11 protein-coding genes and 2 pseudogenes are annotated in these 14,056 nt (G+C 36.7%); 6 read left to right on the plus strand and 7 right to left on the minus strand.

Annotated elements, in window-relative coordinates; all coding sequences use genetic code 11:
- Window positions 1-7: 7 nt before the first annotated feature.
- From CMCT_RS05925 to CMCT_RS05935, 3 genes are read right to left on the minus strand one after another with little or no spacing between them, the layout of a single operon-like run.
- Complete coding sequence (locus CMCT_RS05925) at window positions 8-2,161, minus strand: heavy metal translocating P-type ATPase (RefSeq protein ID WP_176325137.1); 2,154 nt, start codon at window positions 2,159-2,161, stop codon at window positions 8-10.
- A 32-nt stretch (window positions 2,162-2,193) separates the two neighbouring features.
- Complete coding sequence (locus CMCT_RS05930; RefSeq protein ID WP_034969666.1) at window positions 2,194-2,397, minus strand: heavy-metal-associated domain-containing protein; 204 nt, start codon at window positions 2,395-2,397, stop codon at window positions 2,194-2,196.
- Window positions 2,394-2,948 carry a GNAT family N-acetyltransferase gene (locus CMCT_RS05935; RefSeq protein WP_176325064.1) on the minus strand — a complete coding sequence of 185 codons (555 nt, stop codon included), beginning with the start codon at window positions 2,946-2,948 and terminating at the stop codon, window positions 2,394-2,396. Before CMCT_RS05935 ends, CMCT_RS05930 begins: the two co-directional genes overlap by 4 nt.
- A gap of 114 nt (window positions 2,949-3,062) precedes the next feature.
- Between CMCT_RS05935 and CMCT_RS05940 the strand changes: the two genes are divergently transcribed.
- The 5 genes and pseudogenes from CMCT_RS05940 to CMCT_RS09575 all read left to right on the plus strand — a co-directional run.
- Window positions 3,063-3,770 carry a YebC/PmpR family DNA-binding transcriptional regulator gene (locus CMCT_RS05940; RefSeq protein ID WP_034969669.1) on the plus strand — a complete coding sequence of 236 codons (708 nt, stop codon included), beginning with the start codon at window positions 3,063-3,065 and terminating at the stop codon, window positions 3,768-3,770.
- Window positions 3,771-3,779: 9 nt separating this feature from the next.
- Window positions 3,780-4,274, plus strand: a complete 495-nt coding sequence (locus CMCT_RS05945) for a peptidylprolyl isomerase (protein WP_034969671.1) — start codon at window positions 3,780-3,782, stop codon at window positions 4,272-4,274.
- A 9-nt stretch (window positions 4,275-4,283) separates the two neighbouring features.
- A complete protein-coding gene (locus CMCT_RS05950) occupies window positions 4,284-5,597 on the plus strand; it encodes a cation:dicarboxylate symporter family transporter (RefSeq protein WP_034969674.1) in 1,314 nt (437 codons plus the stop codon).
- 334 nt (window positions 5,598-5,931) lie between these two features.
- Window positions 5,932-6,510 (plus strand): annotated as a pseudogene (locus tag CMCT_RS09570) (cache domain-containing protein); the annotation flags it as partial.
- Window positions 6,511-7,347: 837 nt separating this feature from the next.
- A pseudogene (locus CMCT_RS09575) lies at window positions 7,348-7,734 on the plus strand (methyl-accepting chemotaxis protein); the annotation flags it as partial.
- A 21-nt stretch (window positions 7,735-7,755) separates the two neighbouring features.
- Here CMCT_RS09575 and CMCT_RS05960 read toward each other — a convergent pair.
- Together CMCT_RS05960 and secA are read right to left on the minus strand one after the other, a co-directional pair.
- Entirely contained in the window at window positions 7,756-8,952 is a 1,197-nt protein-coding gene (locus CMCT_RS05960) for an ABC transporter permease (protein WP_176325065.1), read from the minus strand.
- Between the two features lie 33 nt (window positions 8,953-8,985).
- On the minus strand, window positions 8,986-11,556 hold the full coding sequence (gene secA / locus CMCT_RS05965; protein ID WP_034969875.1) for a preprotein translocase subunit SecA: 2,571 nt from the start codon (window positions 11,554-11,556) through the stop codon (window positions 8,986-8,988).
- A 99-nt stretch (window positions 11,557-11,655) separates the two neighbouring features.
- Between secA and lolA the strand changes: the two genes are divergently transcribed.
- Window positions 11,656-12,168 (plus strand): LolA-like outer membrane lipoprotein chaperone, encoded by a 513-nt coding sequence (lolA, locus tag CMCT_RS05970; RefSeq protein ID WP_034969872.1) that lies wholly within the window; start codon window positions 11,656-11,658, stop codon window positions 12,166-12,168.
- A 1-nt stretch (window position 12,169) separates the two neighbouring features.
- Here the strand turns inward: lolA and CMCT_RS05975 are convergent, their stop codons facing one another.
- Both CMCT_RS05975 and CMCT_RS05980 read right to left on the minus strand, forming a co-directional pair.
- A complete protein-coding gene (locus CMCT_RS05975) occupies window positions 12,170-12,691 on the minus strand; it encodes a hypothetical protein (protein ID WP_034969869.1) in 522 nt (173 codons plus the stop codon).
- Complete coding sequence (locus CMCT_RS05980) at window positions 12,688-14,007, minus strand: ATP-dependent DNA helicase (RefSeq protein ID WP_034969866.1); 1,320 nt, start codon at window positions 14,005-14,007, stop codon at window positions 12,688-12,690. Before CMCT_RS05980 ends, CMCT_RS05975 begins: the two co-directional genes overlap by 4 nt.
- Window positions 14,008-14,056 lie beyond the last annotated feature (49 nt).

Below are 14,056 nucleotides of genomic sequence, written 5' to 3' on the forward strand. Positions count from 1 at the left end.
AAAACCTTTATTTTAAATTTCTAAGTCTAAGCGAATTTAACACCACAGCAACTGAGCTAAAGCACATAGCCATAGCACCATAAACTGGACTTAAAAGGATACCAAAACTTGGATAAAAAATACCTGCAGCCAGTGGAATGCAAACTATATTGTATAAAAACGCCCAAAATAGATTGCCTTTTATGACACTCATTGCACTATTTCCAAGCCTTATCGCACCAAGCACATTTCTTAAATCGTTTTTTACAAGCACAATATCTCCAGCCGCTTTTGCGATATCTGAGCCTGAATTCATCGCTATACCCACGTCTGCTTGTTTTATAGACGGAGAGTCGTTTATGCCATCTCCTATAAATAAAACCTTTCCATTTTGGCTAAGCTCGGATATCTTTTTAAACTTATCATCAGGCAAGGCATTTGCGTAAAACTCATCTATACCAAGCTCACTAGCGACTGATTTTACGACGTTTTGGTTATCTCCTGAAAGTATTATGGTTTTTATGTTTTGAGATTTTAGACTATTTATAACCTCTTTTGCCTCGTTTCTAATCTCATCTCTAAATGATAAAAAGCCTAAAAATTCTGAGTTATTCGCACATAATATTACGCCCTCGCCTCTAGAATAAGCCTGTTCTAGTAATCTTTTTTGTTCGGTATCTATGCTGATATTTTCTTGCTCAAAAAGCTTTTGGTTGCCTATTATTACGTGATTTGTTTCATCTTTTGCGACCAGTCCTAAACCAGCTAATGTTTTAAGCTCGAAATTTGTTGATTTAAAATTTACTCCACTTTGCTTTGCGTAATTTGTAACAGCCTTTGATAGCGGATGTTCGCTTAAACTCTCTACTCCAGCCACGAGCGATAACTCTGCGTTTGTAAGAGTGCTGACGCAAATTTCGATACAACCCTTGCTAAGTGTGCCGGTTTTATCAAAAACGGCAAATTTTATATCCTTTAAAAGCTCTATAGCTTCTGGATTTTTAATTAAAATTCCACCCCTAGCACCACGAGCTAATGCCGATATAATGCCAATTGGCGTCGCTAATCCCAAAGCACAAGGACAGGATATAATAAGCACACAAACAGCACTTAAGATAGCATATGTAAATCCACCACCACACAAAATCCACACGCAAAATGTGATGACTGCTACTAAAATAACGCTTGGCACAAAGATATTTGAAATTTTATCTGCGAGTCTAGCAATTGGCATTTTTTTCGTGCTTGCGTCGCTTAGAAGTGAAGCTATTTGTGAGATTAACCCTTGTGAGCTTAGTCTATTAACCTTTACATTTATATAGCCATTCGTATTTAAACAACCCGCATAAACCATATCCCCAAGCTGTTTATAAACCGGCAAACTCTCGCCAGTTAGCATAGAGGCGTCTATCTCGGCACCTCCTTGTATCACTACGCCGTCACAAGGTATGATATAGCCACTTTTTACAACCACAACATCGCCAACCTTTACCTCAGCCACATCAACCTCTTTGTTTTGACCGTCTAGGCAAAGCAAAAGTGCTGTCTTTGGCGATAGAGACATAAGCGTTTTTAGGTAGTCACTAGCCTTTGCTTTTGAGCGTTCTTCTAAAAATTTCCCAAAAAGCACAAACGTTATTATCATACCTGAGCCCGAAAAATAAACATTTTTAAAGTCATCAGGTAAAAATTTCAAACTCAAGTTAAAAATATCGCAGATTACAATAAACAAAGAGTATAAAAACGCACTTGCTGTGCCAAGAGATACAAGAACGTTCATATCATAGTTTTTATTACTCAAAGCACCAAATGCGTGGATAAAAAACGTCCTTCCGCTATAAACTAAGATAAAAAATGCAAGTGCTAACATAACCAAATTTATAGCCAAATTTGGCTTTACAAACATCTCTAAATACATTATGACACAGCTTAAAATTCCAGCCACGATAAAGCGAATTTTTAAAAATTTTATATGCTCCTCACGCTTCTTTTCAAACTCATCAATATCAAAAGCAACTTCATAACCAAGCTTTTTTATCTTATCGATAATGCTCTGCTTTAGGCTATCATTTTTTATCTCAAACTCACCAACACCATTAGCGAAATTCACGCTTACATAGCCAACTCCGTCTATTTTACTAACGGCTCTTTTTATGGCATTTGAGCAATTTACGCAGGTCATTCCAGCGATATTTAGCTTAAATTTTTGCAACGCTATATTTCCCTAATCACTCTAAAACCAAGCTCATCAAGCTCAGCTTTAAATTTCTTGATCATAGCCTCATCTATATCAACGCTTAATTGCCTAGGCATAACATCTAAATTTACATCAATATTGCCAAACTCATCTTCTAAAGAGTTTTTAATCGTTTTTGCACAATTTGCACAATTTACGCCATCTACTTCAAATTTTCTCATACTATCTCCTTTATTAAGTGATCATATTTATGACCATAAAGCTCTTTTTCCTGGTTAAATTTAAACCCCAAACTCTCATAAAATTCTCTAGTTTTTAGCTTTTGTTTGTCAACAACAAGCGATACTTTTGCGTATCCATTCTGTTTTGCAATATCAAAGGTGTGGTGTATTAGTTTTTTTGCGATACCTTGACCTCGGAAATTTTCATCAACCGCGATACTATCTATGTAAAACTCATCACTCTCGCACTCTTTTAAAAGCTCAAATTTTACATTTTTATCCTTAAGCTCTTTTGTAATCTGAGCGTCTAGCACATCTAACTCGCCACCAAAATATACGCAAATAGCACCTAAAATTTGGCTATTTTGCTTAAAAACATATACGTTTTTATGGCTTATTCTATTTTTTTCGCTCAAAAAATATCTTGTTAGAATTTCATCGCATTCATCGTCATCTGTGCTACCAGATAAGTAATAAGCGATATCATCCATAGCCAGTCTTAGTAACCTTATGCAACTTTTTGCATCATCTAAATTTGCTCTAAAAATCATAGTTAGGCATTATAAACACTCATTATAAATTTTTTGCAAATATCCTAATAAAGTAGAAAAAATTTAAGTATGACTTTTGTATAATCAACCAAAATTTATTTTTCAAGGAATTATATGGGACGAGCGTTTGAGTATAGAAGAGCAGCAAAAGAGGCACGTTGGGATAAGATGAGTAAGGTTTTTCCTAAACTTGCAAAAGCCATAACGGTAGCTGCAAAAGAGGGCGGAACTGACCCTGATATGAACCCAAAACTACGTGCTGCAATCGCTGCTGCAAAAGCACAAAATATGCCAAAAGATAACATTGACTCCGCCATAAAACGAGCCAGCGGCAAAGATAGTGCCGATATTAAAACGATTTTTTATGATGGCAAGGCAGCTCACGGGACACAAATCATCGTTGAGTGCGCAACTGATAATCCAACAAGAACGGTTGCAAATGTTAAAGCTATTTTTAACAAAAACGGTGGCGAGATACTGCCTAGCGGTAGTTTAAGCTTTATGTTTTCAAGAAAAAGCGTTTTTGAGGTTGTTAAGCCTGAGCGTGATTTAGAGGAGCTGGAACTTGAGCTTATTGACTTTGGCTTAAGCGAGATTGAAAGTAGTGATGAAAGCCTTTATATTTACGGCGATTACGAGAGTTTTGGTACTTTAAGCGAAGGCATTTCAAAGCTAAATTTAGAGCTAAAAAAGGGAGCTTTGGAGTATATACCAAACACAACTATAAATTTAAGCGAAGAGCAGATGTCAGATGTAGAAAAGCTTCTTGATAAGCTTGAAGACGATGATGACGTTCAAGCGGTTTATACAAATATCGAATAAAGGCAGAAAATGAGAAATGATGAGTTAAAAATTTTTGATATAAATATTGATGAGTTAAAAAAAGATAAATTTGCGATATTTCACACACAAAAAGGCGATATAAAGCTTGAGCTTTTTGCAGATGAAGCACCACAAGCCGTAGCAAATTTTACAAGCCTGATAAAATCTGGCTTTTATAATGGTCTAAATTTTCACCGCGTTATACCAAATTTTGTTATTCAAGGCGGTTGTCCTTATGGCACGGGAACTGGTGGTCCTGGATACTGCATAAAATGTGAGTGCGATGAACAGAAGGTAAAACACGAGCGTGGAAGTCTATCAATGGCTCACGCTGGTCGTAATACTGGCGGCTCACAGTTTTTCATCTGCCATAGCCCACAACGCCACCTTGACGGAGTTCATACCGTCTTTGGAAAGTGCGTTGATGACGATAGTTTGATGGTTCTTGATGATATACGTGCGGGGGATAAGATAGAGTCTGCCGAAGTAAAAGATAGTCTATAAGGGTAGAAAATGCAAACTAGCAAAACTGAGAGAAATTTCTGGCTAAGACTAGCGACAAATCTAGCATTTTGGGTAGTGCTAGGTATAGTAGCTGGTATAGTTGTTGGCATAGTGGCACCAGAGCTTGGTGTGGCTAGTAAGCCTGGTATTGATTATTTTATTAAAGCACTTAAAATTTTGATAGGACCTATAATATTTTTAACCATAGTATCTGGTATTGTTGGTCTTGAGAGCTTAAAAGATTTAGGTAGTATCGGTTTTAAGGCGTTTATATATTTTGAGATCGTAAGCACATTGGCTCTTGCTGTTGGTATTATTTTTGGAGAGGGATTAAAACCTGGACACGGGATGCACCTTGACTACACAAAGCTAGATCCACATAGCGTTGATAAATACACAAACGTCGATCGCGATGTTGGCTCTATGTGGGCGATACTAAAAAGTGCTGTTCCAACAGATCCAATTACTCCATTTTTAACCTCAAATACGCTTCAGGTGCTATTTATGGCACTTATAGTTGCTATTGTGCTATCTTTTTTAAAACCTGAGCATAAAAAAGCTTGTTTAAAACCGCTAGAATTTATACAGCACTATGTCCTTAAACTACTATCTTTGCTTATGCTTTTTAGTCCGATTGCGGCTTACTCTGCAATGGCATACTTGATAGGAAAATTTGGCATTGGCTCACTTGTTGGTATGCTTGAGCTTTTAGCTGTTATGGCTGCGGCTAGTCTATTTTTTATATTCATTGTACTTGGTGTTATATGCTATTTTGCAAAGGTTAACATCTTTAAATTTATGCGATTTATATCAAAAGAAGTTCTTGTAGTTTTTGCAACAAGCTCGTCTGAAACCGCTCTAGCACCACTTATGCAAAAGCTAGAATGTGCCGGAATTCATAGAGGTGCGGTGGGACTTATCATACCTACTGGATATTCGTTTAACCTTGACTGTACAAACATCTATCTAAGCTTAAGCGTAATCTTTTTGGCACAAGCCTTTGATATACCGCTAAGCATAGAGCATTTAATAAGCGTTTTGGTCGTGCTAATGATAACAAGCAAGGGTGCAGTTGGTGTAACTGGCTCGGGATTTGTTGTATTAGCAGGAACTCTTGCAGCACTGCCAAGCACTGGAATACCAGTTGTAACGGTTGCGGTGCTACTTGGAGTTGATAAGTTTATGTCTGAAATGCGTGCAGTTGGCAACCTATGCGGAAATGCCGTTGGCTGTATGATCATATCCATTTGGGATAAAAAAGTAGATATGGAGCAATTCCGCTACGCACTTGATAATCCAAAAGAATTCGAATTTAAATCATAAATCATAGGGCAACCTGCCCTATGAACATTAATAATCCTTTTTAATACAATTTTTATTTTTTAGTAACTACTTCATTAGATAAAGCTATATTTAATATAGGGGGGGGGTATAATCATGCCTTAAAATTATAACAAAAGGAGAGCAAATGTTGAAAAAAGTTGCAAATAAAATTGCCGTTATTATACTCGCTTTACTAGCGTCGTCGTTTGTGATATTCTCGTTTTTAAGCTACAAAGAGACAAATATGGCGATGATAGGAATGTCTGAAACGTCAAAGGAGTCGATCACTCGCTCGGCTGAAATTTTCATCGAAGAGTATGCCAAAACTAGAGTAATGGCAGTTGAAAAGCTTGTTAATTACCTGCAAAAAAATCCAGAATTAATACAAGATAGAGAGGCTTTAAAGGCTAAATTTACAGATCTTATTACTGCTACAAGTATCGATGCTTTATTTATTGGCTTTGCAGATGATGGATCTTTGATAAATGCCTATTTTGATAAAGGCGGTATTGATCCAAAATTTGAGTTTATTGGGGAAAATGAAAATTATGATGCAAGAAATCGTGGTTGGTTTAAGCAGGCTAAAGCAGATAAGGTTACTGCTACTAAGCCATATCCAGAGAGCACAAGTGGAAAAATAGTTGCTAGTTTTGTAAAGCAAGTTGTTATAAATGGCAAAATGGTTGGCGTAGTTGGCTCAGATATAGATCTTAGCGGGCTTGGGCAGACGCTAATTAAGATGAAAGATAGTCCAACTGGTATAGTGATTATGGTTGATGTTGCAAGTAGAAATTTGGTTTATCATCCAAATCCAAAGCTTATAATGTCTGACTCAAAACCAGCAAAAGACGCCGTTGATATTTGGGTAAATGGATATAACCAAAACGGCGAAAAATCATTTAGATTTGAGTATGGCGGTATCGAAAAAGTCGGTGCTTGTAAGAAATATGGCGTTGCTGATTGGCTAGTTTGCTCAGCAAATGAGCTTAGTGACTATAACGATACGCTAAATACTGTTTTACGCGACCAGGCTTTGTTTTCTACGATATTTATAGTTTTAATAGTTGGAATTTTAGTTTTTGCGGTTAGCTATTTTTTAAAACCCCTAGGCAACATCACAGACGGCTTAAACTCATTCTTTAAATTCCTAAACTATGAGATAAAAGAGCCTTCACTTATAAAAGTAAGCACCAAAGATGAATTTGGAGTAATGGGCAACCTAGTAAATGAAAACATCAAAAAGATACAAGACTCAACAGCACAAGATGCACAAGCAGTATCTGGTGCTGTATCAACAGCAGACTCAATAGGCAGAGGAGATCTAAAAGCACGTATTACACAAAACCCAGCTAACCCAAGCCTAGTAGAGCTTAAAAACGTTCTTAATAAAATGCTTGACACCCTTGAATCTAAAGTAGGTTCAGACCTAAATGAAATTCAAAAGGTATTTGATAGCTTTAAAAGCTCAAACTTTGTAGCTAGGATAGATAATCCTAAAGGTGAAGTAGAAAAGGTTACAAATGTATTAGGTGATGCAATAGCTGGAATGCTCCGTGACAACCTAGACAAAGCTGAAATTCTAGAGCAAAAAGCTCAGATACTAAGTGATTCTATGAAAGAGCTAACAGATGGAGCAAATAGCCAAGCAAATAGCTTACAAGAAAGTGCTGCAGCAGTAGAACAGATGAGCTCATCAATGAGTGCCATATCTCAAAAGACACAAGATGTTATAAGACAATCTGAAGAGATTAAAAACATAATAACAATAATAAGAGATATAGCAGACCAAACAAACCTACTAGCACTAAATGCTGCTATTGAAGCAGCCAGAGCAGGAGAACACGGACGTGGATTTGCTGTTGTTGCTGATGAAGTAAGAAAACTAGCTGAGAGAACTCAAAAGTCACTTGGAGAGATAGAAGCAAATACAAATGTACTAGCTCAATCAATCAATGAGATGAGTGAATCAATAAAAGAGCAAGCTGAAGGTATAAATATGATAAATCAATCAGTAGCTCAGATAGATAACCTTACACGTGCAAATGTATCAGTAGCTAATAGAACTAATGAAGTAACAGCTGAGGTAGATAATATGGCTAAAGATATTGTTAGTGAGGTTAGGAAGAAGAAATTCTAATTAAAGGGGTGAGAGCCCCTTTTATTCGTTTCTTAAAGTTTGTAAGATATTAACTTCTGAAGCTTTTTTTGCAGGATAGTAAGACGATATACAAACTATCAAAATAGCACCAAAAACAATAAGACTAAAATCCATCAGTGATAACTCCATTGGCAATTTTGAACTTCCATAAACATCGGCTGGTAAATTTATAATATTAAAATTTCCAAGCAACCATACGCCAAAAAGCCCCAAAATAATACCAAAAATGATACCGCCACCACCAATTACAAAACCCTGCAAAAAAAAGCTCTTTTTTATCTCACTTTTACTTGCACCAAGTGCCAAAAGCAAAGCTATCTCCTGACGCCTATTCATAACGGTCATCAAAAGCGAGCTTACTATATTTAAGGATGCAACTAAAATAATAAGCATTAACACGATAAATAAAGCACGTTTTTCAAGCTGAAGTGCTGAGAAAAAATTGCCGTTTTGTTGCCACCAGCCAATAGCCTTTAACCCCAAAGGTAAAGCACTCTGGATACGCTTAATATCATCAAATGGCTCGGCTGAGTAAATATGTATCCCGTCATAAATACCAGCTGGATACTCTAAAATTTTACGTAACGACTCGACCGACGTGTAGCTATAAGCCTTATCATATGCAACAAGTCCCGAGCTAAAACCAGCCACCACATCAAAACGCTTCATTTTTGGTATCAGCGAAAATCCGCTCGGATCGGCTTTTGTAAATATAGCAGTTATCTTTTCGCCGTTATTTATCCCCAAGGTATCCTTTAATCCATTTCCAACCAAAATTTCAAAATCGCCAAGTTCAAGTGCATTCAGTCCAGCTTTTACAACAGAATTTATCTCTTTTTCATCTGCCGAGTTTACACCAAATAAAAGTCCGCCCTCAAGGCTATTTTGCCCTCTTAAAATAACCTGAGTGCTGATAAATGGGCTAAATTTCAGATCTGGAAATTTTTGCTTTAGTTCATTTACCAGTTCATCGTTTATACTCGCTTTAAAACCGCTAAGGACACTTATTGGATAGTTCATCGTAAAAAGCTTTCGCTCAAATTCCTTATCAAAGCCGTTCATTATAGCCATTGCAACTATTAACACCATAAGCCCGATGCTAACTCCTAAAAACGCAAGTAACGCACTAAGAGATATGAATGGCTGAGTTTTATCAAACCGCAAATATTTAAATAATAGATATTTTGGCAAACTCATATTAATTACCAAAATTTTGTTTTACTAAAATTTTCACGCAAACACACCTTTTTTAGGACCACTTTTGCCGTGACACTCTTTGTATTTTTTACCGCTTCCGCAAGGGCAAGGCGCGTTTCTAGGCACCTTTTTTTCAGATGTATTTGTCAAAATGCTCTCTTGCTCCTCTTGCATTAGCTCTCTAGCACGTTCTGCTTCAGCCTCTTCTTTGCTCTTTAGTCTTAAAATGCTAAGCATTTTTACACTTTCAGTTTTTACCCTGTTTACCAGCTCCATAAATAGATTATAGCTCTCTTTTTTATACTCAGTTAGCGGATCTTTTTGGTTGTATCCACGAAGTCCGATACCAGTTTTTAATATATCCATTTGATAAAGGTGCTCTCTCCACGCATTATCAAGAACTTGCAGATATAAAACCTTTTCGACATCTCGCTTTTGAGCTGGATTTACTATACTCATTTTAGCTTCATATCTTGATGTTAAAATTTCATCTATTTTGCTTGCAAGCTCTGCGTATTCTAGCCCAATTAGTTCACTCTCATCAATGTGCTCAGCACAATCATTTTCTATTATAGAAACCAAATTTTTAATGTCAAAGTCATCTTTTAATCCACCACTAAAAATTTCAGCATTTTCAAGCAACATAGCCACATACTCGGCTCTATTTTGAGCTATCTTTTCGCTCATATCATACTCTTTATCAAGCAACTCGTCGCGATACTTATATATTGTTTTTCTCTGCTCATTAGCAACATCATCGTATTCAAGTAGGTGCTTTCTAGCCTCAAAGTGCAGGTTTTCAACCTTTTTTTGAGCATTTTCAACGGCCCTTGTTACGAGCTTACTCTCTATACTCTCGCCCTCGTCAATGCCAAGCCTATCCATTATAGACTTTATCCTGTCTGCTCCAAAAATTCTTAAAAGATTATCCTCTAAAGATAGATAAAATCTACTCACACCAGGATCGCCCTGACGACCAGCACGACCTCTAAGCTGATTATCTATACGGCGACTCTCGTGACGCTCTGTACCGATGATATAAAGTCCACCAAGAGCCCTAACCTCGTCATCTATCCTAATATCAACACCACGCCCAGCCATATTTGTAGCGATTGTCACAGCCCCTTTTTTACCCGCCTGTGCGATGATTTGTGCCTCTTTTTCGTGATTTTTAGCATTTAGTACGGAGTGAGCGATACCAGCTTTTACCAGCATAGAGTGAAGCAACTCGCTTCTTTCGATACTTGCAGTACCAACTAATACTGGCTGACCCTTTTGGTTTGCCTTTTTTATCTCATCAATAACCGCTTTAAATTTCTCATTTTGTGTTTTGTAAATGAGATCATTTTGATCTAGTCTTTTTATCGGCAAATTTGTAGGAATTGAGATAACATCAAGCTTGTAAATTTGCGAAAATTCAGTCGCTTCGGTTTGAGCGGTACCAGTCATACCGGCTAGTTTTTTATACATTCTAAAGTAGTTTTGATATGTTGTATCTGCTAAAGTTTGGCTCTCCTCTTGGATTTTTACGCCCTCTTTTGCTTCAAGTGCCTGATGAAGCCCCTCGCTAAAACGGCGTCCTTCACTTAAGCGACCAGTAAATTCATCAACGATTACGACCTCGTGCCCTCTAACAACATAATGAACATCTTTTTCAAAAAGATTGTGAGCCTTTAGTGCTTGATCAAGATGATGACTTAAAATTGCATTTTCAAGGTTATATAAATTTTCAACCCCAAAGAGCTCCTCGGCTTTGTTTATACCCTGTTCTGTAATAAGTATCGTTCTATTTTTCTCATCAACTACAAAATCCCCAGTTGGTTTTGAGTTTGGTACGGCTGGATCGGCTGCCTCGCCACGAGTAAGTTTTTTAGCAACCTCATTTGCCTTGACATATCCATCAAGTGTGCGATTTGTAGGACCTGAAATGATCAAAGGCGTTCTTGCTTCATCAATTAAAATACTATCAACCTCATCGACGATAACAAAGTTGTGCTTGCGTTGAACTTTATCGTTTAAGTCAAATTTCATATTATCGCGAAGATAATCAAAGCCAAATTCCGAGTTTGTGCCGTAAGTTATATCGGCGTTGTAGGCCTCTTTTCGTGCGTCATCATCGTGTTGTCCGCTTAAAATTACACCAACGCTAAGCCCTAAAAAATTATAAAGTTCGCCCATTTGCGTGGCGTCGCGTTTAGCTAGGTAGTCATTAACTGTTACGACGTGCACACCTTTTCCACTCATCGCATTTAGTACAACTGGCAGGGTTGCAACTAGGGTTTTGCCCTCGCCCGTTTTCATCTCGGCTATCCTGCCGTCATTTAAAACCATACCGCCGATTAACTGCACGTCAAAATGACGCATTTTTAGCACCCTTTTTGAAGCCTCTCTAACGATAGCAAAGACTTCATTTAGCACCAGATTTTCACTCTTTCCAGCTCTTACTTCATCCCTTAATGCGTTAAAAGCGGACTTTAGCTCATCATCGCCCATATTCTCATATTGTTTTTCAAGCTCATTTATACCCTTAACTCGCTTGACATATTTTTTAAGCTCTCTATCGTTTTGAGTGCCAAAAATTTTACGAAATAACATACTAAACATTTATCACCTTTTTAATTTTTAAAGCTTTGATTTTATCATACTCTAACTATTTATTTAATTAAATTTAGCTAAAATAGCAAGTTTTTAAGGAGGGAAAAATTGAAAAAAATTCTACTAATTTTCGCTTTTTGTGTCGCATCTTTTGCCTCAGAACTTAACTTTAACACCATTGAGAGCGACTTTGCACAAGTTGTAAACAGCAAAGAAAGTAAGGTTACCTACACTGGTAAATTCTACGCTACAAGCGATAATAACGCACTTTGGATATATTATAGCCCAACACCAAAAAAAATATACTTTTCTGCAACGCACGTAGTTGTGGTAGAAGATGAGCTTGAACAAGCAGTTGTATCAAAACTAGAAAATACGCCAAATTTAGCTCAAATTCTAGCAAATGCAAAAAAAATCACACCGACGCTTTATAAGGCGGTTTATGACGACGTGGAGTATTTTATAAACACCAAAAACGGACTACCTCAAAGCATTGACTACCAAGATAAGCTGGATAATAAGATAAAAATCACGCTAAATAACACGATAAAAGATAAAAGCATCCCAGCAAATTTGCTAACTCCAAATGTCCCAAAAGGTTATGACATCATAACCCAGTAATCTACTCGCCAAAATCCTTGCCAAATTCTCCGATAGAGTTTAAATCTATCGGACGCTGGTTTATATCCTTTAGCTCCGGCGATATCACAATATCGTTTGATTTTTTACTATTTGTCTCTTTGTGGCTATCTGAGATAGTGCATAAATTTTTAGCCCTTATGGCGTTTATGATTTCGTCTATTTCGGGCTTTTCTACTACTTTTAGGCTGATTATTAAAACTTCATCTAAATTTACAGAGTGTTTTTTTACCGCATATTTTATAAATGCTTGTTTGAATTTCTCCTTGCCTACTGATGTTAAGAGATCTTCTGCATAAAAACTTCCAATTATAACATTTAAGGCATCTAGCACATAGGCCTCATTTTCGCTCACACTATCGCCTAAAATTTCAAGACTTACCCTTATCTTTTTTGTACTATTTTGAGATACTTTTGAATAAACATCAGCCTCAAAATCACTAATCCTAAACGCGTCTGCATAGCCAAAAATAGCCAAAATCAAAACCAAACATATCTTTTTCAAATGCTCTCCTTAATATTTTTAAACTCACTTTGCATATAAAATTTTCTAACCTCTTCATCAACCTTTACAACCCTTTGCAAATACCGATAAAAGTCCTGTGTCCTGCTATAAATTAGCTTTAAATTTGCAGGATCTATCGCACGAGAAAGTGCCACATAAAGCTGTCCATTAGCAAAAATTTGGTTTAAATCACAAGTTAAATTGCTAATACTCATACCTTGTGATTTATGTATAGTAAGTGCGTAAGAAAGTTTAAATGGAAACTGCAAGAAACTAGCTAAAACACGCTCACTAAGTCCATTTTCATCAGATATTGGCTCACTTAGTTTAAAATTATTCCTTTCGACTTCGCAAATTTCGCCATTTTCTTTTCTAATAATCACACTACTTATCTCTGCACCGTCACGCACAACCTGCATAACCTCACCCTGCTCACCGTTATAATACTCGCCCCATTTATTTGTAATAAAAATAACCCTAGCCCCAAGCTTGATGATAAGCTCTTCTGAGACATTTAGAGACGCCTTAAAGCTCTCAAGCCGTTTTGGATTTAACCCCTCTTCAAATACGCTTATCTGTGCTTTTAGAGTTATGGCTGGGGATTTTATACGCTCAAGCATAAAGTTGTTTAACCTATCTACGCCGACATTTGTCCCAAAAAGCACACTGGTATTTTCGCTAGGCTCAAACTTAAAAACCAAAAGAGATTTTGTATACGAAGCAACCTCATCATCAATCACTCCAACTCTAAGCCTAGATAATATATCATAAAATTTTATATCCTGTGTGCGTTTTGAAATTTTAAGCTCGATATTTGTCAGGTTAAAATCTCGCCAAGCACTTGCGTTAAATGCGTAGCTAAAGTCAAAAAGTGCGTTTTGTTTTGTCTGCTTTTTAACTGGTGGAAGCTGGTAAAAATCTCCAACAAAAAGCAACCTACCGCTAAATTTTGAGTTTAAAAGTCTAAAGCGTATCATCTCAAGCAAATTTGCACTAACCATTGATATCTCATCAAGCACGATAAGATCAGCACTATCAAGCATAGTCTTAAGTCTTTTTAGCTTCTCGGTTTGCTTTTTATCATAAGCCAAAAGCTCGTTAAAATCACTACAAATTCCAAATTTAAAAAAGCTATGCACACTTACTCCACCGATATTAACCGCACTAATACCAGTCGAGCCTAAAACGATAACGTTTTTTAACTCACTTCTGTATCGCTTGATAATGGCTGATGTTAGATAGCTTTTACCCACACCGCCACCACCAGTTAAAAAGACATTTGAATGTTTTAAAATTTCTAAAATTTCTTCTAGCAATACATACCTTTTTTTGGCAAATTATAGCAAAAACACCGCTTATTTTAAG

Origin of the sequence: Campylobacter mucosalis (assembly GCF_013372205.1) — a bacterium.
Taxonomy (GTDB): Bacteria; Campylobacterota; Campylobacteria; order Campylobacterales; family Campylobacteraceae; genus Campylobacter_A; species Campylobacter_A mucosalis.